Raw genomic sequence first — 25,669 nt, forward strand, 5'->3', positions numbered from 1 at the left:
TATTTCAAACATTAAACAAACAAATATGAAAAAAACTGTATTCAAGTTATGCTTTCTGGCATTCCTTGGTTTATCTGTATCTTGTACAGAAGATACTATTGAAAGTGAAAGAGTAGAAGAGGTGGAAAACTTTAACCAAGAACTATTAACTACCTATCAAATAAATGATGTTATAAAAAATTCTTTACAACAAAATGGGAAGTTTTATTGGAAAGATGCTTCGTTACAAATGTTATGGAGTGCTTCTCAACACGGTCAAAATGTAATTACTATTGGTTATGGCAATTCTGAAAATGACTTTGAGAAATTGGGCACATCAAAATCTTCTGATATTGAGAAACAATTGTTGAAAATTATTGCTGATAATGAATCTAATCCAGTTGAAAAAACCTTGATTTATAGCGACCCAGTTCTAAATATTATTGATGTTATTGTTAAAGATCAAAAGACGTTATATGCTTTAAGAAAGAATAGTAATATTAGATATATTGAACCAGGAGATTATCGTTTTTTTCAATATGAAGCAGAAAATGGAACGATGAAAAGTTCAAGCTCAGGTTCGTCTGGTTGTGGTTTTGATGCACAAACTTTAAGTTCGGCAGATTATACTTCAATTAGCCCAAATGCTAAAGTGCCTTGGAGTTTTTATAAGCATAATATACCAAATGCATGGAGTAAAAGTACAGGTTCTGGAATTACTATTGGAGTCATAGATTCTGGTGTTTCACCAAATCAATCTTTATTAGGTAGTAATTTTAACAATGGAGATTCAAACGGTAGAAGTGTTCAGAAATATGGTACTTATGTAGATTCTATTTGGCCTTGGTCTACTTCGACTGATGGGCCAAATGATCAATGTGGTCATGGAACCAGTATGACCGCAACAGCAACAGCTCCTAGAAACAACAAAGGATTGCCTGTAGGTGTGGCTTATAATGCTAATTTAATTTCGTATAGAGCAGCTGCTAATGTAGTGTTGGAAGGTTATCATGAACAAAAAGGAGTTCAAAATGCATTTGTAGGATTAGGAAATAATACTGCTGTTAAAGTTATTTCAATGTCTATGGGGCACATTTTTTCAGTAGGTAGAATTGAAGATGGTGTTAGATATGCTAACAATAGAGGGAAATTAATTTTTTGTGCTGGAGGTACATCAACCAGTTTCACTAATTTTGTAGGAGTAATTTTTCCAGCTTGGATGAGTGAAACAGTAGCTGTTACAGGTATTAAAGAAGGTTCTGGTTATAATAAATGTTCTAATTGTCATTCAGGAAATGAAATTGATTTTACAGTAGTAATGGAACGTTCTGCTTCTGGAAACACAGCACCAGTATTAAGCTATTATGAGAACCAATCTGATTATGTGGGAGGTTCTTCTGTGGCTACGGCAACAACAGCTGGAATAGCTGCTTTAGTTTGGTCTAAAAACCCAAGTTGGAATAAAGACCAAGTACTAAACAAAATGAAACAATCATCTTCTTTGTATCCAAATAAGAGTTCGGAATATGGCTATGGAAACGTAAATGCTTCTTTAGCAGTACAATAAATTTCATACAATTATTAATTCTGAAAAGACCGTTTTTAATTTATTAAATGCGGTCTTTTTTTATTTCTTTTCAATTTGAATTGTTTTTTTTTGTACATTTAATTCTATTAACCCCAAACATTTTCTCAATATGACTATAGAATGCCAGCAAATTGACAAAGAATTTATTAATTCATTGCATTTTCCTAATACGGAAGTATTACAAGAAAAAGAGGAGGTTGTGCAACGTAAAAGCGACCTCGAAAGGGCATTGGCCTTAGGTAATTTGGAACATCTAAAAATGAAGATTTATTTTGAAGATGATACCAGTTTAAAAATGACCGAGACAACGATTTGGGGAGTTACAGATAATCGGATTATTTTGAAGCAAGGAGTTGTTATCCCTTTAAACCGAATTCACAAAATAATTTGATTAAATGAAAAGAGCTGTTTTTTAAAACAGCTCTTTTTAGTTAATATAATTCTATAACGAAGGAACATTCAAACTTAGAATTTGGTTTTATGAGTTGAATTCCTGCTTTAGTTATTAAATTGCCATTGGTATTTATAGTATCTGCATGACCATACCAAGGTTCAATACAAAGGAAAGGAGCATTTTCTTTAGTCCAAATACCTAAGTAAGGAAATTCTTTATAATTCATTTTTAAGACCGTTTTTTTTTGATGTAAAAGCGTCACTTCAGATGATTTGATGTTTTTAAAAACTAAAGCATCTTCTTTAAATAATTCATAATGAAGCGAAATATTGCCTTTCTCAGAAGGAATTGTTTTGGTTTTTCCAGAAAAAACATCATTTTCCAAAACATGACTTTCTAAATTTTCTTCTATATTAAATTGTAAATCATACTCTTCAATAGGATAGGGTAAGGCAAAAGCAGGGTGTGCTCCAATAGAAAAAGGTAAATCAAAAGGATTACTATTATAAACTTTATAATTTACTTTTAAACCAATATCAGTTACTAAATAACCAATTTGTAATTCAAATTGAAAGGGATATCTTTTTAAGGTTTCTTCATTATGTGTAAAAGAAAAAACAACTTCGTCCTCTTTTTGGTGTACAATTGAAAAGGTGTTGTCTCTGGCAAAACCATGTCTAGAAAGGGTGTATACTTTATTATTATATGTATAAGAATCGTTTTTTAATCTACCTACAATAGGAAACAAAACAGGAGATGTTTTATTCCAATAGAGTGTGTCTACTTCCCAAATGTAATTTTTTTCATCTTTGGAAAGTGTCAATAATTCGGCACCTTTTGTTGCTATTGATGCCGAAATGGTTTTATTTTTAATTGTTACAATCATATTATTCTTCTGATAATCCTTTCCATTTTCTGATAGAATACGAAAAGATAAATAAAGTTAATACTGAAATAATAAAATTTAAAAGTAACATAAGTTCAAAATTATCTTTTAATGTATAATACAATAGAGGTCTTACTCTTTCATTAAATTCATTTAACTCATATTTTTTTTTAAAGTAGCCTAAAATACAGAGATAAATAAAAGGTATAATAAAAGTATAAGACCATAAGACAAGAATTAATGCTATTTCGGTATATTTTTTTTTCTTATAAATATGTGTTCTTGTAAAATAATAAACTAAAAAGAATAAAATAAAGAAGAGACATATAATAATATAAACTACTTCTTCTTTTATAGAGTAACGATAAAAATAACCAATTGTTATAGATCCAAAACCTGCTATAATATTTAATATTCCAAAGATAACTAAGGCTATTAACCAACTTTTACCAGATGCTACTCTAAATGAAAAAATTAAAATAGATAAACCTAATGCGATATATAAAAATGTTAATAGCATTTCATTTATAAAGTAAGGATTAGTATGAGCATCAGAAATGATATCATATTTTTCTTTTAATACATTTTGTTGAACATAAAATTTAGAATATTTTGAATTGTCATACCTGTTATAAGGTTGGAGGTCTAGCTCTTCATATTCATTATAAGGTTCGTATTCATTATATTCTTCCCAATAAGGCTTAATGTAAAGAAACTTTTTAAAATCTGGATTGTTGTAAGTAACTTCGAACCATTTTTCTAAAGTTAGATTCGTTTTTAAATGATGTTCGTTTACCATTTTTAAATAGTTACTCATCAGGTTTTTAACAGCTAATTTATCATTAGTATGTAGCCAATTTTGAACCATAATCCTTTGAATTGAATCTTCTTTGGTTGTATTTATAGTAAAAGGAAAAATATTTCTATTTAATAATGAGTATTTATCATATTTTTTGTCTTTGAATTGAATGAATTCAAAATAAACTATGTCTTCTCTTCTATAATAATCGTTGTCTTCATCGTATATTTTCACTTTGTTGCCTAAGCTGTCAATAAGACCAGAGGCTAAAGAATCTATTTCAGTCCCTCTAAAACTTCCATCTATAAAAAAATCGGCATTACTGATCATGCGACATCTGTTTTTAGTTTCTTCTAAAGAGAAATAACTTTTTTGATGGAGTTGTTTTCCAAAATGGAAAGGTAAATAGAAAGAAGTTAATAGTAAGCAAATGATAAAAATTTGAAGCCATTCGTAAAAAACAGCTTCTTTCGATTTTTTATAAAATGATTTTAATGCATTATTTTTAAAATAAAAAACGAGCCAAAGAATAATAGTTACAATGCAAAACAATATACCAAATAAAATACTAAAAGTTTCTATTGTTATATTATTTTGATTTGAAAAATCGATAGTTCCGTCTATGTAGCCTAAAGTGAAATAAAGTAAATGAAATATTACTCCAATACTAAGCATAGGAATAAATTTGGTATTCCAAAGCAAAGGATATTTTAATAAAAGTTGTTTTTGTATGTTTTTTAACATGAGTTTTTAAGTATTAATGAACAAAGAAACGACGTGTTGAATTCGATATATTTCGCATATAAGAAATGGAAATATTATGATTAATAAGTGTTTTCATAAAATCATTCATCGAAATGTGTTCTGGGAAAGTAGCAATATATGTTCCTCCATTTTGTTGCAATGAAATGATGCTTAAACTAGAAAAAGTAACCTTTAAATCGCTTATGTTTATGGTACTTTCAAACTCTATAATGCAATTTTTAATCGCATTGTTTTCTGAATTTAAATTTTTCTGAACGCCTTGTTTTAGAAACACCACTTGATTAGAGGTTTTTTCTACTTCATACAATTGTTGCGAACTTAAAACAATAGCAATGGGTCTAAAAGGGGAGTTGGCAATATTTCTAAAATCATCTAAAATGGTTTGTTGTGCCAAAATATCTAAATTTGCCAAAGGCTCGTCAATTAAAAGAATTTTAGGTTTTCTAAGTAACATTCTGGCTAATTCAAATCGCATTTTATATCCAGAAGATAGGCCACTCCAGTTATGATTTCTGAATTTTCTTAAACCTAAACGAGTAATAATTAGATCGATGATAAGGTTATTTTCTTCAGGTAAATAACCATAACAACTTGCTGTAAATTCAAGATTTTCATACATTGAACCTCGCCAAGTTTTAGTTCTTTGCGGGATATAAACTAGTTTTGTTCGTAAGTCATATATATCATCATATTCAAAATGATAATGTATTTTTCCTTCTGTGGGAGCAAGTTCACCGCACAAACTTCTTAAAAGTGTTGTTTTTCCGTTGCCGTTTTCTCCTACTAAACCAATAATTTCTCCTGTTTTAATTTCTAACTGAATTGGCCCAAGCGAAAAATTAGAGTTATACTTTTTTTTAAGATTATCAACAGTTATAATTGTTTGATGTTCAGAGCTGTTTTTATTACTTAAAAATGAATATAATTCTTGTAATATTGTTTTAAGTTTTTGTTTTTTTTCAGCTGTATTATTTTCATTGGTATCTAACCAATCTAATAAAGCAGTGGTGTTCTTATAAAATGGAATCGATTCTGTGTCTAAAGTAAAATCAATTATTCTTTTAACAACTGCATTAAAATCATCAAATTGTAAAAGTTCTTTAACTTCATTATATTGTTTTTCGAATGCTGTCATGTTATTTTTTTATGTGGTGTTGTTTTAATAAGCCATAATGTACACTGTCTAAAAATACACCATTATGAAAACAATTTTCAACAAAGTGTGCTTCTTTTCTAAAACCATTTTTTTCTAACACTTTTCCAGAAGCAATGTTTCGTGGATCGATAATAGCTTCTACAGAATGAACTCCCATTTTGTCAAATGCATAATCCAAAAGTGTTTGTATTGCTTCGGTAATATAGCCTTTGTTTTGATATTCAGGTAAAAGCATATAACCTATTTCAGTACGATAATTTTCATGTTGTGTTCTATAAAATCCAATGAGTGAAATGAGTTTGTCTTTGCCTTTCTCTGTAACTGCCCAATTGATGCCTTCATTTGCATCTATTTTATCTTGTATCATTTTGATGTGTTCTAAAGCTTCCTCCATATTGGTAACTAATGGTCTAGGAATGTATTGCATTAATTCTGGATTACTGCGTAAGGCAAAAATTTCATTGGCATCACTTTCTCGAAGTGCTCTAAAGTGTAATCGTTCCGATTCTAAAACAGGAAAAGGAGAAAAGTTTAGTTCTAACATATTCTTTAAAATTATGATATAGTTTTATATTATGATTTTTTCAACTATCAAATTAAAATCTAAAAAAATCTTTTGATTGATGATAAATAGTTTCGTTTTTTAGAAAAAATCTGTACTAACAATATTACAAATAATTAAAGAATAATGAAGCAAAAAGTCACTTAGAAAATAAATTCTAAATGACTTTTTCAAAATAAATTATTTGGAGAGAGAAATACAATTTAAGAGGCCACACTAGTTAGAAAATTGTTCTCACAATATTTCTTGTAGGCATTTCGAATCATTTTTTTAAATTCGAGAGGGATAATGTTTTCAGGAACTCTTCTTAATTTTTTTAAAGATAAATTTTCTTCAATAAGAAATTGAACATGATTATCAGCGTCTAACTGGGTACTCACGATTGTAATTTCGTCCATGTTATGAGTAACGCTGTTCATTTGATTTTCTTTTGGATTTTTATAGTTGATATTGAAACGCTCATAATTTTGTTCCACTTTAGAGAAATCGAAAGTTATATATAATCCACTCAAAATTTCTCTATCAATTAGAAAACCTGTCATTTTTCCTTCATCGTTCAGGATGTTAATTTTTAAATTCCCCATAGTGTCTCATTTTTATTGGTTATTGGTTAATTAGCAATAAAATAATTACTTTAGAAAAATAGTAATAACCTTCTTAACCAAATTTATAAGAATGAGCCATCTTTGTCAATACGTATTTATACGTATTTTTTGCCTTTTTTACTACGTATTTATACGTACTTTTACAAAAATGGCTTCTAGTTTTATGATTTTACCATAAAAAAACTCCCATTATGAAAATAATGGGAGTTTTATAAAATGTATTATATGTTTTTAAATGTCTCTAAGTTTATTTAGTTTTTCTTTCCAAATTCTTAGTTCTTCTTTATGCTTTTCAATGTTTTTTTGAACTTCTTTGATAAAAGGATTTTCTCCTTTAGAACTAGAACTAATAAATTGAATGTTATTTTCTAATTGGAAAATTTCATTTTGAACTTCATCTATTTTTTTTCTGATAAAGAATTGTTCTTTTTCAAGAGAACGACTGTCTTCATTTTCTACCCATTGATCAAGTTTTGCATTAAACTTCATCATTTCAGTATCTTTTTTAGATAAACTTAATTTTTCAAATAAGGCATCTAAAATTTTGTTGAATTTACCTTCAATATGTCTTCTGTTGAATGGTACTCGTCCTAGTGTTTTCCAAGCTTCAATATGGCTTTTGATAGCCTCTAAGTCAGTTTTATGATTTCCTGTAAGTTCAAAAGATTTTAAGTTTTCCAAATAGTCTTTTTTACTTTCAAATGCTTTCACTTCGTCTTCGTTCTCTGCATTTCTTACAGCGTGCATTCTATCAAAATAATAATTGCATGCATCTTTAAAGTCTTTCCAAATTTTGTCAGAGTATTTGCGAGGTACATGACCTATTTTTTTCCAATCTTCTTGAATTTGTTTCATGATTGGAGTGGTGGTTTTGAAATCTTCGTTATCTTTTAATGCTTCTGCTTTTTCTACTAAAGCTAATTTTTTTGATAAGTTTTCTTGTTGCTCATGCTTAATTTCTTTATAAAAAGCATTTTTATTCACGTTGAAACTTCTTACAGCAGTTTTAAATGCTGCCCAAGTATCTTCCGTAACTTCTGCGGGAACTTTTCCTGCTTTAAAGAAACTCTCACGTAAAGCTTCCATCTTTTTTATTTGAGATTGCCACCCGTTGTGTGAATGAATATCTTCATTTCCTAAAGCTACAATTTCAGCAATAATTTCTTTTTTCTTTGCTAAATTTTCTACTTCTCTTTCTTTGGCTTGTCCAAAAAAAGCTTCTCGTCTATCATGTATTTGTTTCGTAATTTCGCTAAATTCATTCCATATTGCTTCTCTGTGCTCTCTGTCAACTGGGCCAATTTCTTCTTTCCAAACACGGTGTAATAATTGCAGTTCACGAAATGCTTTTAAGATATCGGCTTCATCTAATAATGCTTTTGCACGTTCAATAATAGCTTGTTTTTGTTCTAGATTGTTTTTAAAATCTTGATCGCGAGCTTCTTTGTCTAGATGAATTAAATCGTAGAAACGTTCAATATGGAAATGGAAATTATTCCATACAATATTATATTTATCTCGAGGAATGGCACCTGCATTTTTCCATTGTTCTCTAATATCGTTTAATTTTTTAAACATATCAGCAATAGACAGCGTCTCATCTGTACCATCGACAAGATTTTTTAACTCTTCTATAATTTCGTTTCTAACGCTAAGATTATTTTTTAGGTTTTTTTGTAGTTGATTGTAATGATTATTTCTATTCGTTTTATAATCATCATATACAGCATCAAATTTATTTTTTAATGGGAAATGATATTCAAAAGTAGCTGTTTCGTCAGTATTTGATTCATTAAATTCATCCCTTTTTTCATCAATTAAATGATGGTATTGATTCATAAACGACTTTCTGATTTCTTCTACATGATCTTTAATAGCCATTACTTTATGGTTGTGCACTAACTTGTCCAATTCAGTGGTTAGTTCTTCCATTGTAAGAGAATCATAGTCTAACATTGGGATAATGTGTTTATCCTGAATAGAGTCGTCTTCGTTCTCTTCTGCATTGGAATTATCAATCTCTTCTAAAGCCGATTTGTTGATTGTAATTACATTTTCTTGAGACTCTTGCTCCTTTTGTCCGTCTGCGTTTTGCAGGTTATCATTCTTTTCTTCTAACATCATTACATGCTTAAGGTTACTAATTGCGACCGAAGATACTAAAGGCTATGCAAAATTCAAAGAAAAAGCCGTATTTTTATATGTAATCGTGTGTATGATTCTGTTTGTTAACTGTTTTATTGCAATTTGATAAAGATCTAATGATAATGCAGAGTTTATCTTATGGACTACTTGTCTTTTATAATTTAAACCTAAGAAGAAAAGATACTCTGAAGATGTTGCTTTTTATTTAATAGAGCTAAAAAATTAGCCATTCCAAATACTCCAAGCTTTTTCAGCTTGAAAAATTAGCATTTCATAACCATTCTTAGTTTTTGCTCCTTGTGCTTTCGCCTTTCTTAAAAAGGTAGTTTCTTCAGGATTATACACTAAATCGAAAGCAATATGTTCTTTGGTAAACAAAGTATAATCCAGAGGAGGAGCTTCATCAATATTAGGGTGAGTGCCTACTGGTGTTGTATTTACAATAATTTGATACTCTTCAAAGATTTCTTTATTTAATTCCTCATAAGATAATTGAAATTCATTTGGTGTACGAGATACAAAATCGTATTCAATTTTTAATTTTTTAAAAGCAAAAGCAATAGCTTTGCTTGCACCACCAGTTCCTAAAATTAGTGCTCTTTTATGTGTGTCTGTTATCAATGGTTTTAATGCTTTTTTAAAACCATAATAATCGGTATTATGACCTTTTAGTTTTTTCTTTTTTGATATTGTTATCGTGTTAACAGCTCCAATGATTTTAGCATTTTTAGATAACTTGTCTAAATAGGGAATGATGTCTTCTTTATAAGGAATAGTTACGTTTAGTCCTTTTAATCCTTTCGTTTCTGATAATGTCTTAGGAAACTCTTTAATAGATTGTAAATCGAAATTTAAATATTCACAATTGTCAAAATGAAGCAACTTAAATTTTTCTGTAAAATACTTTTTGGAAAAGGAATAACTAATGTTTTTTCCAATGAGCCCAAACTTAATTTGTTTTTTGTTTTTTTTCTTTTTTGACATATAGCTTAATTTTTTCCTAATCGGTTCGCTATCTTTTCTAAACCGAAAATTAACATAAATCCACAAACTACCATAATTATAGCTGTTAAAATTTGCGGATTGCCTTGAAAGTGTTGCGGTAAAATACTTTTTTCAATAAATGGTATCGCTTCACCATGACTGTTAATTCTTGTTTCCAAAACTTCTTTCCAAGGCCATATTTTATTTAAAGAACCAACCATAAAACCAATGAGCAGTGCTAAAGTAGTATTTTTATGATTTGAAAACATCCATGTTAATACTTTTGAGAAAAGTTTTAAACCAATGATAGCTCCAAGAGCAAAAGTGGTTAGTTTTAATAAAGCCTGACCGATGATTTCAAAGTTCATAGAAGAAATGCCTTCTCTAAATTGATTAATTGTACCAATTACCGTTTGATATGATCCCATTAACAAAAGGATGAATGCTCCTGATACACCAGGTAATATCATGGCAATAATAGCTAAAAAACCAGATAAAAAAAGATACCAGTAGCTGTCAGGTGATTCTGTTGGTTTTGCAATTGTAATATAGTAGGAGATAAGAATGCCAATTATAAGTGAGAGTATCGTTCTCCAAGACCAATTTGTAATTTCTTTCCAAATAAATAAAATACTAGCTAATACTAGACCAAAGAAAAAAGACCATACGAGAATAGGATGGTTTTTTAGTAAATGAGTAATAATTTTTGAAAATGTAAGTATGCTAAGAGCTATTCCTAAAACGAGTGCCACTAAAAAATTACCATTAATAGCACCCCAAGTAGCTTTTATCCCATTTTCTTTACTACTTTTTAAGGTAGAAAGGTTAATTTTATTAATGCTGTCTATTAATTCTTGATAAATTCCAGAAATAAAAGCAATAGTTCCACCTGAAACACCAGGAACAACATCTGCTGCGCCCATAGCGATTCCTTTTAATGTAATTAACAGATAATCGGGAAAAAGTTTTCTCATGTCTTAAAAAAATAAAATGCCATTCAGAAAATAATGTGTAAATTCTGAATGGCAAATTTATAGAAACTATTTTTAGTTTCGATATTTTTCAATAATGTTTTGAACGGTTTTTTTCTTCCAAATGTTTGGGAAGTGTTCTTCAATTATAGTATGATTTTTAAAATTAATACGCAAACCATTATTTAAATGAAAATTTCCTTTTTGAATTTCTTTAGTTAAATGATATAAACCAGCTAAACGATATTCTATTTCAAATTCATCAGGAAAAACTTCACTGGCTTGCAATAGAATTTCAATAGCATTTTCATATTCTCCTAATTCTTGAAGCATTTGTGACCAAAGTACGAATGTATCTAAATGAATATCTCCGTTTTCAAAGGCTTTTCTATATCCAAGTTCAGCTTCTTCATAGAAATGAAGCCCATGGTTAATAGCGGCATATCGTTTCCAGTACAAACTGTTATCACCATCAATTCCTAAAGCTTTATTTGCATAATAAATGGCTTTTTGAAAGTTTTTTTGACGAATATAAAAATCGGTAATAGCAATCCAAGCTTTGTCTAAAAGCGGATCTTCATGAACTGTTCTTAAATAAAATTTTAAGGCTAAATCTTTTCTTCCTAACTTTTCATGACATTTACCTACCCTTAATAGGGCAAAAGAAGTAGCATCGTCCAATTCCATAGTAATGGTATAACAATCTATGGCTTCTTGGTATTTCTTTAGTTTTTCAAGACCTTTTGCTTTTTCCAAATAGGCACCTAAAAAAGATTCGTCGATAAGCGTTGCATAATCAAATGCCCAAACCGATTTTTCGTAATTTTTTAAAGTGTAATACTGTCTTCCTAATTGATGCCAAGCTACTTCACTATATGGTTTTCTGTCTATAAATTTTTCTAAATAGGCGATGGCTTCGTTGTTTTGGTCTAAAAAATCAAAACAATAAATAATGTTGTACAGTGCAGAATAATCTTCAGGATCTTCTTCTAAACATTTGATAAAATAATCTTTTGCTTTTTCTAATTCATCCATGAACAAGTATTCCATTCCAATCATAGAATAGACATCGGCATAATCATCTGTGAATTTTAAAGCAATTTTTAAAGAATCAATTGCTTTTTCGTGTTGATCTCTCTTTGAAAAGATATTCGCTTGTTGAATGTAGATTTCTTCGTTAGTTGGCTCAATTGCAAATAAATCGGTAAGAATTTTTTCTGCAATGTCCAATCGATCTTCATAAATTAACATTTCAACTTGAACCAGTCTAAGACCTGTAGACTTAGGATGCTGTTCTTGTCCAAGTTTTAATGCTTTTTTGGCTAAATTCATTCGACCTGTATCCATGTAATGAAGAATAATATCTTCAAACTCTTCTGAATCAAAGAAAAACACTTTGTTTGTTTTTAGCATTGATTCAAATTTAGATAGGGATAAGTTGTTTTCTTCTTCTTCATGACTCAATCTCATACCAATCAATTTTATGGGTTATGTCCTATAATAAAAATAAGACTTTTTATGGGGTTCTCTAATTTTAGTACGAATTGTTTTAAACAATTTAATTAACAATTTTGAAGCTTAAAAATCATTGTTTTATTATAGGCTTCTTTCTTTTTTTATTCTTCAGCATTTTCCATTTTCAATTGTCGTACTTCATTAAGTACTTCAAGAATAATGCCACATCCTTTTTTTATTTCTTCTTTTGATATAGTTAATGGAGGAGTAATGCGAATAGCCTTGCCTTCAAACAAAAGCCAGAATAAAACCAATCCTCTGTTATGACATTCTAGTATGACTTGGTTGGTTATTTCAGGACTTTCTGTCATGGCAGCGAGCATTAATCCTTTGCCTCTTATTTCTTTTATTAATGGATGAACTAGCAAAGTTCTGAAAAGTTGTTCTTTTTCTAGTGCTTCTTCCATTAAATTTGTTTCAGTAATTTCTTGAAGGGTTGCCAATGCAGCTGCTGCAATAACAGGATGACCTCCAAAAGTGGTAATGTGTCCTAATTTTGGATCATGGCTAAGCAAATCCATCATTTCTGAAGAAGCAGTAAATGCACCTACAGGCATTCCGCTAGCCATTCCTTTTCCCATGACAACGACATCTGGAACCATATTGTAATTTTCAAAACCAAATAATTTACCTGTACGTCCAAAACCAGGTTGGATTTCGTCTAAAATCAAAACTGCACCTACTTCGTTGCAACGATTCCTTATCTTGACTAAATAGTCATTTTCTGGTTGAATAAAACCTGCTCCTCCTTGAATTGTTTCAAGTAAAACACCAGCGGTTCTCGTAGTTATTTTTTCAATGTCTTCTTCATTATTAAATGTAATAAAATCAACATCAGGGATCAATGGACGAAAAATTTGTTTTCTTTCCTCAAATCCCATTACACTCATACTTCCCATGGTATTTCCGTGATAAGCATGATGACATGAGATTAATTGACTTCTTCCTGTAACTCGTTTGGCTAATTTTAAGGCACCTTCAATAGCTTCTGTTCCTGAATTAACCAAATAAGTCTTATTTAAAGGTTCGGGTAGGAGTGAAGCTAGGAGTTTGCATAATTCTGTAGCTGGTTTTTGCGCATATTCTCCATAGACCATTACATGAGAATATTTATCCAATTGTTCTTTTATAGCTTGATTTACTCGTTTGGGTTGATGCCCTAAAGTATTGGCAGAAACGCCTGCTACAAAATCTAAATAGGCTTTCCCTTTTGTATCGAATATGTAACTTCCTTTTGCATGAGAAATCTCCATTGCTAAAGGATGTGGAGAAGTTTGAGCTTGGTATTTAAAAAAATCGTCAATCATTTTAGTTGGAATAATATAAATTACTCTTTTTTATTTTTTTCTTTAGGCTTTGGATTTTCTTTATCGTAATCTAAAGTTTCGGGCAATACTTCCATTGGAACGTCTTCTTCTAATGCTTTCTTTTTACTTTCTATTAGAATTTGTTCATGTATTTTATTCTCTTCTTCAGGGAAGATATCCTCTTTAGATTTAATTCTTTCATCTCCCCGCCAAATAAAACCTCTTAGTTTTCTTGCGTTTTCTGGAAATTCAGTTTCGGGATAGGTTTTTGCTTCAACGGCATTATAAGCTGTTTGCGAAATAATTTGATTGTTTTCAAAGATAAAATTTAATTTGCTACATTTCTTTTTATCGATGCCTACTAATTCGTTTTCATCGTTATACATGTAATAAATTACTTCGGTGTTTTTAATTACATCTACTTCGCTTAGTTTATTATCTCTAAATTTTCCAAATAAATGTTGTCCTTTAATTTGATTGTATCCGTTTTCGCTTAAGGTGTCTTTTTGAACAATAAAGGCGTTATTGATAACTTTTAAAGAGTCTAATTGTTCGGTGGTATTGTTGCCAATTAAATGCATTACATCGCCAGTCATTTGATTGTCATTGTTCCATAAAACAGGATTGCCAATCAGTTGAGTTAGTCCCGATTTGTTATTAGAATGTATCGAATCGCATTTTCCACTCATATCAGTTTTGTAAAAACGAACATTATTAAATGCACGGATTACTCTGTCTTCAGGAGGGCCAGTTACCAAAATTTTTTTACCATGCATGTACAAAGAATCGTTTTCTACTTTGGTTATTACAACGGCTCTTTTTGTTAAAATAATAGAATCTTTTCTAGTTTCTGGATTGCGATACATTTCTGCATAATGACCTTTGGCTACCATATTATTGATAGTATCTGTAATTTTTACATTATTGATACCTCTTGAAAAATTAGTTTTTTGATCATAATATAAATCGTCACCTTCAATTATTTTATTGTCGTAGGTTATTTTGCTGTTTTTTTGGAGTTTACCGATGTCGTTATTGGTGTCATAAAATCCGTTTTCGGTGTAAATTACATTATCTTTACTGGTAATGGTAGATGGACCAAAAACATAAGCGTGGCCTGAGTTTTCATAAAAATCAAGATGATTTGTTTTAATTACAGCTTTTGGATTAGTAACAGTAACAGCAGAAGTAAATTGATATTTTTTGGAACTAACAAAATAACGGCCCGATTTACTCTTTAAAGTGTTTTCTTTATTTATAATAGTCCCATAACTGTTATAAAAGGCAATTTGTTTCTTTTTGTCGAAGAAAATTGTATCGGTAGTTAAAGTAGATTCTGGAGATCTTAAATTAACATCACCAGTTGCAAATGCAAATTCGTCTTTACCATCATACTCAGCATAACGGCTATTCATTGTAATAGAATCACCTTGATTGATTTTTACATTACCAAATGCTTTTACATAATTTTCATCTGTAAAATAATAGGCTTTATTACAATTGATTTTCGTTCCTTTATGAATGACACGAACATTGCCTGTAAATACAGTGGCTCCAGGAATTTCATATTGATTCATGTCGATAAAATCGGAATGTTCTATAATAATTTTATCCGAATCTTGAGGGTTTGTTTTGTTTGGCTGTTCTGTTTTTTTTACTTGTGCCTGAACTAAAGTTCCTAAAAGTAAAAAACTTAGTATGTGATAAGCAATTTTTTTCAAACTATTTATTTTGGGTCAAAAATAAGTAAAAAGAAGAGAATGCGATTGTTATTAAGATATTTTTATAAAAAATCATTTATAGAGAATAACAAACCAAGCAGCAGTCTCTGGTTGAAAAAATCCTAATCCAGGGGTGTAAAATAGAAATCCTACTTTAGCTCCTTGGTTTACATATTGATTTGTAATTTCTAAATTTTTTACTGTGTCCCAAATTTCTTGATAATCAAAATTTGTGTTAATATTTTCACTATCTAAATAATACTGGGTTGGGATAAAAAAAACGGCATTTGAAAGAGTGATGGGTGCACTATTATTAGAAAGAGCGAAGGTACTAGGTGTTAATGAAACTGGGTAATTGTATGAGAAACTTAACCAGTGTATGGGTCCTTGAAATACAATTTCATCAGTAGGAGTATATTTTAAAGTATAGCTTCCAAAGTCTCCAGGTTGAATATAGATTTCTTCAAGAGGGATTGAATTTGTAAAAGGGATGTTGTTAAATTGAAACGCATTGCCTCCCATAAACGCCTTGGTTTGGTAGTCCACTTTTAGAAAAATTAAATCTCTATTTTGATTTAAAGAAAGGTTATTTCTGCTATTGTCATCATAATCTTCATTACAAGAAGTTAATGCTACAAAAAAAAAAGAAAAAAAATATTTTTTGAATTAATCTTTTCATATTCTTTACAGTTACATCTAAAAATTGAATTGCTTTCCTTAGGAAAGCAATTCAATGTTATTTTATAATAGTTTGTTTTCTATCAGGGCCTACAGAAATAACAGAAATAGGAACTTCTAATTCTTTTTCAATAAATTCGATATATTCTTTCAGTTCTATTGGAAGCTCTTCATAATTTGTCATACCTGTTAAATCGGCTTGCCAACCTTTTAAAGTTGTGAAAACGGGTTCTACATTTTCTGGCTCTATATTATAAGGTAGATGTTGAATTTCTTCTCCATTATATTTATAAGCGGTACAAATATCTAGGGTTTCAAAACCTGATAAAACATCCCCTTTCATCATATATAATTGTGTTACACCATTTACCTGTACTGCATATTTTAATGCTACAAGATCTAACCAACCACATCTTCTTGGGCGTCCCGTAACTGCACCAAATTCATTGCCTACTCGTGCCATTGTTTGTCCTGCTTCATCAAAAAGTTCAGTTGGGAATGGACCACTACCTACACGAGTGGTGTAAGCTTTAAAGATTCCAAAAACTTCTTTAACTTTGTTTGGAGCTATTCCTAAGCCTGTACAAGCTCCAGCAGCAGTCGTATTAGATGAAGTTACAAATGGATAAGTACCAAAATCTACGTCTAATAAAGATCCTTGTGCTCCTTCTGCTAAGATTGATTTTCCTTCTTTTAGCGCTTTGTTTAAGTATTCTTCACTATCGATAAAAGTTAGTTTTTTTAATCCTGCAATAGCATCAAAAAACTCTTCTTCCATTTCTTTTAAATCATATTGTAAATCTACATCATAGAAGGCTATCATTGCTTCATGCTTATCTGCTAAAGCTCTATAACGTGTTTTGAAATCTTCTAATTCGATATCGCCTACACGTAAACCGTTTCTTCCAGTTTTGTCCATGTAAGTTGGTCCAATTCCTTTTAAAGTTGAACCAATTTTTGCTTTTCCTTTCGAAGCTTCGGACGCTGCGTCTAAAAGACGATGTGTTGGTAAAATAAGGTGTGCTTTTCTTGAAATAAATAATTTAGATTTTACATCCATGTTAAATTTTTCAAGACCTTCTAATTCTTTTTGGAAAACTACTGGGTCAATTACAACACCATTTCCGATGATATTAATTGCGTTTTTATGAAAAATTCCTGATGGAATGGTTCTTAAAACGTGTTTTATGCCATCAAATTCTAGTGTGTGACCTGCATTTGGTCCACCTTGAAAGCGAGCAATAATATCATATTTTGAAGTTAATACATCGACGATTTTTCCTTTTCCTTCGTCACCCCATTGGAGTCCTAATAATAAATCTACGGTCATTGTAATCTTAGTTGTTTGTCGTTTAGTCTATTTAAGCAGTTATTTTTAATTCTTGTTTTCTTTTTTTGTACCATAGAAATAAAGAGAATGGGTTTGAATATCAATTCCAAACATGTCCTCCATAGTTTGTTTAATTTGCTGTATCCTTGGGTCACAAAATTCAATTACTTCTCCTGAATCGGTCATGATAATATGATCGTGTTGTTTATCAAAATACGATTTTTCATAATGTGCTTGGTTTTGACCAAATTGGTGGCGTCTAACTAAACCGCATTCTAAAAGTAATTCTATAGTGTTGTAAAGAGTAGCTCTACTTACTCGGTAGTTTTTGTTTTTCATTTTGATATACAAAGATTCAATATCAAAATGTTCTTTTGAATTGTATATTTCCTGAAGAATTGCATAACGTTCTGGTGTTTTTCGATGCGCTTTTTCTTCAAGGTATTTGGTAAATACGTTTTTTACAATTTCTTGATTTTTATTGTTTTCCATTTGGTTAACTAAATAAATGCAAAGATAAGTAAACTTAAAGGTTAGTACCTAGTAGTTCTTATTTTTTTTTAACAAAAGTGTTTGATAAGTAATTCTTACAAATGAACCAAATGATTCTAAATAGAATAAACTTAGTTAGCTAAAAGGGTAATTAATATCCTAATTTTGATAAATACGTGTCACTTTGTCTATTCCGTCTACTTTTTTAATATTATCGATTAGTCGTTTTAAGATGGTGTTATTAGGGACTATAACCGTTATTTTTCCATTGAATACACCTGCTTTTCCACTCAAAGCAATATTTTCTATGTTTACATGCATTTGGTTAGAAATAACTTTGGTAAGTTCATTGGTTAAACCTAATGTATCCATTCCAGTAATGTTTAACATGGCTCTAAACTCTTCCTGACTAGAATCTATCCATTTGGCAGGAATAATTCGATAAGCGTAATTAGATTGTAAGCTGATGGCATTCGGACAATCTTTACGGTGTACTTTTATTCCTTCGCTTATAGTAATAAAACCAAAAACTTCGTCACCAGGAATTGGGTTGCAACATGCAGAAAGTTTATAATCTAATTTTTCTTGTTCCAAACCGAAAACGAGCATGTCATATTTTTTACTAATTTCATTTTTTTCGATTTGTTCTGGTTTTGTTACGTTTCCTCTATTAAAAGGTTTTTTTAAGAAATTTACTAGTGTGTTGCTTTTTTGAGCAGCGTAATCTTTTAATTTTTGATTTTCGATTGCGCCAATTCCTACGCGATAAAACAAATCGAGGCTAGTTTGTAGTTTAAAATAGTTTACTAACTCATTTATGGTTGTTTCATTTAAAGTAATTTTTAAATGACGTAACTTACGGTTTAAAATTTCTTTTCCTTCTTCGGCTACTTTTTTAGTGTTCTCGTTGAGTGAGTTTTTAATTTTATTTTTTGCTCTAGAAGTGGTTACATAATCAAGCCATTGTACTGTAGGTTTTTGATTTGGAGAAGTAATAACCTCTACTTGATCACCACTGTTGAGAATGTAATTTAAGGGAACTAATTTTCCATTTACTTTTGTTCCTCTAGTTTTAGAACCAATATCTGTATGAATACTAAAAGCAAAATCGAGCGTGGTGGCTCCTTTTGGTAATGATTTTAAATCGCCTTTAGGAGTAAAAACATAAATCTCTTTAGAATATAAATTGAGTTTAAAATCCTCCACAAAATCTACCGCATTTGCAGCCTGACTTTCTAAAGCTTCTTTTAATTGATTTAGCCAAATTTCTAAACCATGTTCTTCAGAACCTACACCTTTATATTTATAATGTGCCGCATATCCTTTTTCTGCAATTTCATCCATTCGTTCACTACGCACTTGGATTTCAACCCATCGTCCTTTGGGTCCCATTACAGTGATGTGAAGCGCTTCATAACCTGTCGATTTTGGTGATGAAATCCAGTCACGTAAACGACTTGGACTAGGTCTGTAATGGTCAGTAACTACCGAATAGATTTTCCACGCTAAGAATTTTTCATCGTGTGGATTAGATTTATAGATAATTCGTAATGCAAATTTGTCGTATACTTCATCAAAAGTAACTCCTTGTACTCTCATTTTTCTTCGAATGGAGTAAATCGATTTTGGTCGTCCTTTAATGGTGAAGTTAATACCCTCTTCTTCTAAGGATTTTGAAAGTACGTCAGAAATTGTTTTTATGTAAGCATCTTGCTCTTGTTTAGTCTCTTTTATTTTACTTACAATTTCTTGATATACATCTGGTTCTGTATATTTTAAGCCTAAATCTTCTAATTGGGTTTTTATATTGTATAATCCTAATCGGTGAGCAAGAGGAGCATAAATGTATAAGGTTTCTGATGCGATTTTGGCTTGTTTATACTCTGCCATACTGTCCATAGTTTGCATATTGTGCAAACGGTCTGCAATTTTAATTAATATTACTCTAACGTCATCATTAAGCGTGAGTAACATTTTACGGAAATTTTCTGCTTGTACAGAAACATCTTGATCTGTTTTTACTTTAGCAATTTTAGTTAATCCTTCTACAATTCTGGCAATATTGGGATTAAACATTTTGGTAATATCATCTACAGTAATATCAGTATCTTCAACAACATCATGCATTAAAGCAGCAGCAATTGACGTAGCTCCCAAACCAATTTCAGATGCTACAATTTTTGCCACAGCAATAGGATGGAAAATATAGGCTTCTCCAGATTTTCTTCTTTGATCTTTGTGTGCATCTACAGCTACATCAAAAGCTTTTCTGATTAATTTTTTATCTTCTGTAGTAAGTGTTTGATAACTAATGCGTAACAATTCTTTGTATTCTTGCGCAATAGCTTTATTTTCTGCTTCTAAATCAATCTCGGTCATAGGGCATCTTTATAACAGTTAAAGTTATAACAAAGTTATGGATTGTGCAATAGCTAATTTAGAAATCAGAAGTTAGAAAAGTTGAAAATTAAAAGTATTCCTTTAACCAACAACCAACAACCAAAAAAACAACCACTTCATCTAAAACCCTCTTTGTCTTTTGGCTTCAAAAAGTAAAATAGCAGCTGCTACCGAAACATTCATGGAATCAATTTCTCCTTGCATGGGTATTATGATGTTTTGAGTACTTTCAGTTCTCCAAATATCGGTTAAACCAGTTGCTTCTGTTCCTACGACTAAGGCAGTAGGTGAGGTGTAATCAATTTTATGGTATTCGTTAGAATTTTGTAAAGTGGCACTGTAAAAAGCAATTCCATTCTCTTTTAAAAAAGCAATAATTTCACTTGAAGTTCCTGTAGCAATTTGTCTGGTGAATAAGCAACCCACACTTGAGCGTACAATATTAGGGTTGTATAAATCACTTTTTGGATCTGCAATAATTACAGCATCGATATTTGCGGCATCAGCGGTTCGTAGTAAAGCGCCAATATTTCCTGGTTTTTCAATCGATTCTGCTATTAAAATTAACGGGTTTTTACTTAGTTTTAAATCAGACAAATACAATGATTTGGTTTGAGCAACAGCCAAAATACCTTCGGTGGTGTCTCGATAGGCTAATTTTTGATATACCTCTTTAGAAATTTCAATTCTTTCAATATTAGAATCGCCAAAACTTTGATAATCTGTATTTTGCATTACTTCTGGGCAAAAAAGTAAGGTGTTTAAGACATAACCTCCTTTAATGGCTAATTCAATTTCTCTTTTTCCTTCAATTAAAAAAGTGCCAGTTTGTTTTCGGGTTTTGGCTTTTTCTTGTAATTGAACTAATGATTTGATATATGGATTTTGTACGGAAGTGATTTGTTTCATCTAGAAGCGACTATTTGTTGTAAAATTACAAAAGATATTCTTTTTTTATACAGGTTCTCATAAAATAAAAAATCTCACAATAATTTGTATTGTGAGATTGTATTGATGTGTAAAGTAATTATTTTATTGTTTAGTTTGAGATTCAAACTTTTCCTTATAGCGATCATATAATTCAGTTTGGTGACTTTGCAAGCTAATGTTACGACCATCTATAAAAGCAGTAGTTACATTATTTGACGCAATGTCTAAAGCATCACCTTCAGAAATAAATAAAGTGGCACTTTTTCCCACTTCTAGAGTACCATATTGTGTATCGATACCTAAAATTTTAGCCGTATTAGAAGTGATTAATTGTAAGGCTTTTTCTTTATTCATTCCCCATGCTACACATGTTCCTGCATAAAATGGTAAGTTTCTAATTTGCATACGTTCCATATCGCCTGCATTTTGTAGCCCAACTAAAACACCTGCATCATCTAATAATTTGGCATTTTTGTAAGGTAAATTAACATCTTCATCTTCAAGAAGCGGTAAATCGTGTACGCGACGTAATAAAACCGAAACATTATTTTCTTTTAATAGCGGAATGTTTTTAAAAGCATAATAACCACCTACTAATGTCAATTTTTTAATGTTGTTTTTCTTTTTAAATAAAACAGCATCAACAATTTCTTTTTCACCATCGACATGAACAAAAAGTGTTTTATCTCCTGTATCTAAACCTTTCATGGCTTCATATGGAATGTCTCTTACAGAAGAATTAGCTGTAAAATAGGCTTTAGCATCGTTATAAAAATCTTGAATTTCGGTAACTTGTTTTTCATAATTTTTATTAGGTTCAATCCCTCCTGGTTCAGCCCACCAACCCGATCTTGAAAAACTTCTTGGCCAACTTAAATGAATGCCGTCATTTTCTTTAATTACAGCATCTTCCCAGTTCCAAGCATCTAATTGTACTACAGATGAGGTTCCAGAAATACGTCCGCCTCTAGGCGCAATTTGTGCTAATAGAACACCATTTGGTCTTGCCGCTTCTACTAAACCAGATTCTGTATTATAGGCAATGATACTCCTAATGTGTGGATTCATTTCGCCCATTTCACTTTCGTCATCGGAAGCTTTAACAGCATCAATTTCTACAAGACCCAGTGTTGCATTGGCGCCAATAAAACCAGGATAAATATGTTTTTTTGAAGCGTCAATAGTAATATCGTGTTTTTCAGGTTTGAAATTAGTTCCATCCTGAATCATAGCAATTTTCCCTTCTTTAATAGAAATGATACTATTCTCAATTACTTTTCCATTTCCTAAATGTGCTTTTCCTCCAGTAATTAAAATACTTTTAGTTTGTTTTGGAGCAGGTGTTTGCTGACCAAAAGTCAAACTACTTAATAAGAATAGGAATATATATTTTTTCATAAGATTTCAGCGTTTAAGATTATTGGTATTTGGCATGAGAAACGACACAGTTTTCACCTAAGGTGTCACAATGATAGTGCCCTACATCTTTTTTCTTCGGAGCTTGGGTTTTTAAACCTTTGTTTTTGGCTTCTAAAAGACTGTTTGTTAATTCGCTTCTTTGTTTTTGAATGGAGGCAAGTGTTATATTCTCTTTTTCCAAATCATAGAAAATGATTCCGTCTACTACTGTTTTTTCAGCTTTTGCATAAATAGATAGTGGATTAGCAGTCCAAAGTACTACATCAGCATCTTTACCTACTTTAATACTTCCTATTTTATCATCTACTTGTAACAATTTTGCTGGATTTAAGGTGACAAATTTCCAAGCTTCTTCTTCTGAGACATTCCCGTATTTCACTGCTTTTCCTGCTTCTTGGTTTAAGCGTCGCGACATTTCAGCATCATCAGAATTAATAGAAACCACCACACCTTGACCGTTCATTAAGGCTGCATTGTAAGGAATTGCATCTTTCACTTCGTATTTGTAACCCCACCAATCTGCAAAAGTAGAACCACCTACACCATGTTCTGCCATTTTATCAGCCACTTTGTAACCTTCTAAAATGTGCGTAAACGTTTGGATTTTGAAATTAAAACGTTCTGCTAATTTCATTAACATATTAATTTCAGATTGTACATAAGAGTGACAGGTAATGAAACGTTTTCTGTCTAGGATTTGTCCTAAAACTTCCATTTCAATATCAAAACGAGGCGCTACTTTGTTTTTTGCTTTGTTTGCATTGTAGTCTGCCCATTCTTTTTTGTATTCTAAAGCTCTAGTAAAATAATCTTCATATACTTGTTCTACGCCCATTCTAGTTTGTGGAAAACGACCGCTACCCCAATTGGATTGTTTTACGTTTTCACCTAAAGCAAATTTGATGTATTTAGGAGCGTCTTTTACTAACATTTCGTCTGGAGTATAGCCCCATTTTAATTTGATAAATGCAGCACGACCACCAATTGGGTTGGCTGAACCGTGTAACAAATTAGCAGAAGTAACACCTCCAGAAAGATTTCTATAGATGTTAATATCATCTGAATTAACTACGTCTTCAATCGTTACTTCAGCTGAGGAATTTTGGCCACCCTCATTCACACCTCTAGAAATAGCAATATGCGAGTGTTCGTCGATGATACCCGCTGTTAAATGTTTACCAGTTGCATCTACGATTTTTGCATTTGGAGCTGAAAGATTTTTACCAATTTGAGTAATCTTACCGTTTTGAATTAATACATCGGTTTCTGTAAGAGTACCTTCTTTTTCACCTGTCCAAACCGTTGCATTTTTAAACAAAATCGTTTCTTGTGTTGGTTTTACTGTATTACCGTAAGCGATATTTGGATAAGTAATGGGAACCATTTCTGGGACTTTTTTATCGTCTTTTTTATCGTTTTTATCGTCTTTTTTATCAGTGGTTTCTTTTTTACTAGCTACCCAAGTGGTTTCAGACCCATTTTCCAATACCGCTTTTCCTTCTAAAATAGTTTTGTTTTTAATACCAGTTAGGCGATAGAAAGAAGTATTTGTAGTGTCTTTTGTTTTAATTACTAATGTAATCCACGGTTCTTTATAGGTTAATTTTGTTCCGTAGTTGAGACTGTCTTTGTTAACTTTTGCATCTAATTTGTCTAATTCACCTGTGATAGCAAGCTCAAATGTTTGTTGGTTAAACACCAAATCATAAGTACCACGAATATCATCCACATTCATTTTGTCTAAGATATTTCTATTTCCTTGTACCCAGTTTTCATGAATGGTACTTTTATCGTCGAAAATATCTCCAGAAACAATAATAAAGTTGGCTAAAGCTCCTTTTTTCAATACACCTAAAGCATCTGATTGTTTTAAGATTTTAGCAGGAGTTTCTGTTAAAGCTGCCAAGGCTTTTTCCTTTGGTAAACCATATAAAACTGCTTTTCTAAGGTTTTCCAAAAAGTCTTTTGGTTTTTTATTATCATTAGCAGTCAATACAAAATTAATATTGTTTTCTGCTAAGATTTTTAAATTGAATGGTGCTTGGTTCCAAAATTTCATATCGCTTAAACTCACTTGTTGGGCTAGATATGGATCTGAAACGTCATAAGCTTCTGGGAAGTCTAAAGGAATAATATAGGTGGCACCTGTTTTTTTTATTTCTTCAATTTTTTCGAATTCGTCACCGTTTCCTTTGATAATATAATTTACACCAAATTCTTTACCTATTTTATAAACTCTAAGTTTGTTTAATATGTCGCCTGCATCGAAAATTTGAATTAGGTTTTTATTAGCATTAAAACTTTCTAAAGATAAGTCTTTGGTTTTAGAACTTCCAGTTGCATACCATTTTGCGTCGTGGTATACTTGACGAATTAAAGCCATACTTCCCATTAAAGAGGAGGGATAGCTTTGGTTACTAAATTTACTTCTGTTGAAGGTGAAATGCTGAGATACTTTAGTATTTAAAATTCGTTTTGCATTATTATCTGTATCGTTTAAAGTCCATAAAAGCCCCGTTCCAGCTATGATACCATCGTTATGGTGGCTTACTACTGTTCCGAAACCAATTTCGCGAAGAGAAGCGGCTGCTTTATCATCATATTTTAAATTTTCGTAAGCATTAAATTCTGGTTTTACGTGGTCATTCCAGTAATAACCTTCTCTTGAAGCATCGTATTGCGTTACAAATCCTCTTCTCGGTGCTGGTTGTGGTTTATTTATACCAAATTCGCTATAGATGTCTATAAAAGAAGGGTAGATGACTTTGTCTGTTGCGTCTATTACAGTAGCATTTTTGGGTACATTAACGGCTGTACCTACGTCTATAATTTTTCCATCTTTAAAAAGGAGTGTTGCTTTGTCTAGTTTTTGAGTAGCAGACACATAGATGGTTGCATTAGTAATGGCAACATGATTTTTAAAGGATTGTTTTACCCCGTCGTTTTTGGGAAAATACTCTTGTGCATTTCCAATAAAAGACCAAAGTAAAACAACTAAGAACGTACAAATTCTCATATGTTATTTTTGATTAGGGTTGGTTTT

Annotated in this window: 20 protein-coding genes; 2 read left to right on the forward strand and 18 right to left on the reverse strand. The window is 31.0% G+C overall.

The window, feature by feature from the left end:
- The first annotated feature begins 25 nt into the window (after window positions 1-25).
- Window positions 26-1,546, forward strand: coding sequence for a S8/S53 family peptidase (locus CX675_RS07175; RefSeq protein WP_130734545.1), 1,521 nt, complete (start codon window positions 26-28; stop codon window positions 1,544-1,546).
- Between the two features lie 130 nt (window positions 1,547-1,676).
- Window positions 1,677-1,958: a hypothetical protein gene (locus CX675_RS07180; RefSeq protein ID WP_130734546.1), complete on the forward strand. Its 282-nt coding sequence runs from the start codon at window positions 1,677-1,679 to the stop codon at window positions 1,956-1,958.
- Window positions 1,959-1,998: 40 nt separating this feature from the next.
- On the opposite strand, the gene CX675_RS07185 is transcribed toward CX675_RS07180, so the two are convergent.
- The 18 genes from CX675_RS07185 to CX675_RS07270 all read right to left on the reverse strand — a co-directional run bounded on the left by CX675_RS07185 (window position 1,999) and on the right by CX675_RS07270 (window position 25,642).
- Entirely contained in the window at window positions 1,999-2,847 is an 849-nt protein-coding gene (locus CX675_RS07185) for an aldose 1-epimerase family protein (RefSeq protein WP_130734547.1), read from the reverse strand.
- 1 nt (window position 2,848) lies between these two features.
- On the reverse strand, window positions 2,849-4,390 hold the full coding sequence (locus CX675_RS07190; RefSeq protein ID WP_130734548.1) for a hypothetical protein: 1,542 nt from the start codon (window positions 4,388-4,390) through the stop codon (window positions 2,849-2,851).
- A 13-nt stretch (window positions 4,391-4,403) separates the two neighbouring features.
- Complete coding sequence (locus CX675_RS07195) at window positions 4,404-5,546, reverse strand: ATP-binding cassette domain-containing protein (RefSeq protein WP_130734549.1); 1,143 nt, start codon at window positions 5,544-5,546, stop codon at window positions 4,404-4,406.
- Window position 5,547: 1 nt separating this feature from the next.
- On the reverse strand, window positions 5,548-6,111 hold the full coding sequence (locus tag CX675_RS07200) for a GNAT family N-acetyltransferase (RefSeq protein ID WP_130734550.1): 564 nt from the start codon (window positions 6,109-6,111) through the stop codon (window positions 5,548-5,550).
- A 221-nt stretch (window positions 6,112-6,332) separates the two neighbouring features.
- Window positions 6,333-6,713: a hypothetical protein gene (locus tag CX675_RS07205; protein ID WP_130734551.1), complete on the reverse strand. Its 381-nt coding sequence runs from the start codon at window positions 6,711-6,713 to the stop codon at window positions 6,333-6,335.
- Between the two features lie 252 nt (window positions 6,714-6,965).
- On the reverse strand, window positions 6,966-8,855 hold the full coding sequence (locus tag CX675_RS07210; RefSeq protein ID WP_130734703.1) for a DUF349 domain-containing protein: 1,890 nt from the start codon (window positions 8,853-8,855) through the stop codon (window positions 6,966-6,968).
- Between the two features lie 246 nt (window positions 8,856-9,101).
- Window positions 9,102-9,863 carry a shikimate dehydrogenase gene (locus CX675_RS07215; protein WP_130734552.1) on the reverse strand — a complete coding sequence of 254 codons (762 nt, stop codon included), beginning with the start codon at window positions 9,861-9,863 and terminating at the stop codon, window positions 9,102-9,104.
- Between the two features lie 5 nt (window positions 9,864-9,868).
- Entirely contained in the window at window positions 9,869-10,837 is a 969-nt protein-coding gene (locus tag CX675_RS07220; protein ID WP_130734553.1) for a DUF368 domain-containing protein, read from the reverse strand.
- A gap of 72 nt (window positions 10,838-10,909) precedes the next feature.
- Window positions 10,910-12,304: a tetratricopeptide repeat protein gene (locus CX675_RS07225; RefSeq protein WP_130734554.1), complete on the reverse strand. Its 1,395-nt coding sequence runs from the start codon at window positions 12,302-12,304 to the stop codon at window positions 10,910-10,912.
- A 146-nt stretch (window positions 12,305-12,450) separates the two neighbouring features.
- Window positions 12,451-13,656 carry an aspartate aminotransferase family protein gene (locus tag CX675_RS07230; RefSeq protein WP_130734555.1) on the reverse strand — a complete coding sequence of 402 codons (1,206 nt, stop codon included), beginning with the start codon at window positions 13,654-13,656 and terminating at the stop codon, window positions 12,451-12,453.
- A 20-nt stretch (window positions 13,657-13,676) separates the two neighbouring features.
- Complete coding sequence (locus CX675_RS07235; protein WP_130734556.1) at window positions 13,677-15,377, reverse strand: OstA-like protein; 1,701 nt, start codon at window positions 15,375-15,377, stop codon at window positions 13,677-13,679.
- A 72-nt stretch (window positions 15,378-15,449) separates the two neighbouring features.
- Complete coding sequence (locus tag CX675_RS07240) at window positions 15,450-15,923, reverse strand: hypothetical protein (protein WP_130734557.1); 474 nt, start codon at window positions 15,921-15,923, stop codon at window positions 15,450-15,452.
- Window positions 15,924-16,113: 190 nt separating this feature from the next.
- The gene (locus CX675_RS07245; RefSeq protein ID WP_130734558.1) at window positions 16,114-17,385 is read right to left on the reverse strand and encodes an adenylosuccinate synthase; all 1,272 of its coding nucleotides are present in this window, start codon (window positions 17,383-17,385) and stop codon (window positions 16,114-16,116) included.
- Window positions 17,386-17,430: 45 nt separating this feature from the next.
- Window positions 17,431-17,877, reverse strand: coding sequence for a Fur family transcriptional regulator (locus CX675_RS07250; protein WP_130734559.1), 447 nt, complete (start codon window positions 17,875-17,877; stop codon window positions 17,431-17,433).
- A 159-nt stretch (window positions 17,878-18,036) separates the two neighbouring features.
- Window positions 18,037-20,256, reverse strand: a complete 2,220-nt coding sequence (locus CX675_RS07255; protein WP_130734560.1) for a bifunctional (p)ppGpp synthetase/guanosine-3',5'-bis(diphosphate) 3'-pyrophosphohydrolase — start codon at window positions 20,254-20,256, stop codon at window positions 18,037-18,039.
- Between the two features lie 141 nt (window positions 20,257-20,397).
- A complete protein-coding gene (locus tag CX675_RS07260; RefSeq protein WP_130734561.1) occupies window positions 20,398-21,186 on the reverse strand; it encodes an RNA methyltransferase in 789 nt (262 codons plus the stop codon).
- Window positions 21,187-21,309: 123 nt separating this feature from the next.
- Window positions 21,310-22,605 carry an amidohydrolase family protein gene (locus CX675_RS07265; RefSeq protein ID WP_130734562.1) on the reverse strand — a complete coding sequence of 432 codons (1,296 nt, stop codon included), beginning with the start codon at window positions 22,603-22,605 and terminating at the stop codon, window positions 21,310-21,312.
- A 19-nt stretch (window positions 22,606-22,624) separates the two neighbouring features.
- Entirely contained in the window at window positions 22,625-25,642 is a 3,018-nt protein-coding gene (locus CX675_RS07270; RefSeq protein WP_130734563.1) for an amidohydrolase family protein, read from the reverse strand.
- Window positions 25,643-25,669: the final 27 nt, after the last annotated feature.

The organism is Flavobacterium sp. J27, from assembly GCF_004303025.1.
Taxonomy (GTDB): domain Bacteria; phylum Bacteroidota; class Bacteroidia; order Flavobacteriales; family Flavobacteriaceae; genus Flavobacterium.

Excerpts from the sequence above, each read along its gene's own strand:
- CX675_RS07220 (WP_130734553.1), bottom strand. The coding sequence starts at position 10,837 with ATGAGAAAACTTTTTCCCGATTATCTGTTAATTACATTAAAAGGAATC.
- CX675_RS07175 (WP_130734545.1), top strand. The coding sequence starts at position 26 with ATGAAAAAAACTGTATTCAAGTTATGCTTTCTGGCATTCCTTGGTTTA.
- CX675_RS07215 (WP_130734552.1), bottom strand. The coding sequence starts at position 9,863 with ATGTCAAAAAAGAAAAAAAACAAAAAACAAATTAAGTTTGGGCTCATT.
- CX675_RS07200 (WP_130734550.1), bottom strand. The coding sequence starts at position 6,111 with ATGTTAGAACTAAACTTTTCTCCTTTTCCTGTTTTAGAATCGGAACGA.
- CX675_RS07180 (WP_130734546.1), top strand. The coding sequence starts at position 1,677 with ATGACTATAGAATGCCAGCAAATTGACAAAGAATTTATTAATTCATTG.
- CX675_RS07245 (WP_130734558.1), bottom strand. The coding sequence starts at position 17,385 with ATGACCGTAGATTTATTATTAGGACTCCAATGGGGTGACGAAGGAAAA.
- CX675_RS07190 (WP_130734548.1), bottom strand. The coding sequence starts at position 4,390 with ATGTTAAAAAACATACAAAAACAACTTTTATTAAAATATCCTTTGCTT.
- CX675_RS07260 (WP_130734561.1), bottom strand. The coding sequence starts at position 21,186 with ATGAAACAAATCACTTCCGTACAAAATCCATATATCAAATCATTAGTT.
- CX675_RS07250 (WP_130734559.1), bottom strand. The coding sequence starts at position 17,877 with ATGGAAAACAATAAAAATCAAGAAATTGTAAAAAACGTATTTACCAAA.
- CX675_RS07255 (WP_130734560.1), bottom strand. The coding sequence starts at position 20,256 with ATGACCGAGATTGATTTAGAAGCAGAAAATAAAGCTATTGCGCAAGAA.
- CX675_RS07210 (WP_130734703.1), bottom strand. The coding sequence starts at position 8,855 with ATGTTAGAAGAAAAGAATGATAACCTGCAAAACGCAGACGGACAAAAG.
- CX675_RS07205 (WP_130734551.1), bottom strand. The coding sequence starts at position 6,713 with ATGGGGAATTTAAAAATTAACATCCTGAACGATGAAGGAAAAATGACA.
- CX675_RS07270 (WP_130734563.1), bottom strand. The coding sequence starts at position 25,642 with ATGAGAATTTGTACGTTCTTAGTTGTTTTACTTTGGTCTTTTATTGGA.
- CX675_RS07265 (WP_130734562.1), bottom strand. The coding sequence starts at position 22,605 with ATGAAAAAATATATATTCCTATTCTTATTAAGTAGTTTGACTTTTGGT.
- CX675_RS07195 (WP_130734549.1), bottom strand. The coding sequence starts at position 5,546 with ATGACAGCATTCGAAAAACAATATAATGAAGTTAAAGAACTTTTACAA.
- CX675_RS07230 (WP_130734555.1), bottom strand. The coding sequence starts at position 13,656 with ATGATTGACGATTTTTTTAAATACCAAGCTCAAACTTCTCCACATCCT.
- CX675_RS07185 (WP_130734547.1), bottom strand. The coding sequence starts at position 2,847 with ATGATTGTAACAATTAAAAATAAAACCATTTCGGCATCAATAGCAACA.
- CX675_RS07225 (WP_130734554.1), bottom strand. The coding sequence starts at position 12,304 with ATGAGATTGAGTCATGAAGAAGAAGAAAACAACTTATCCCTATCTAAA.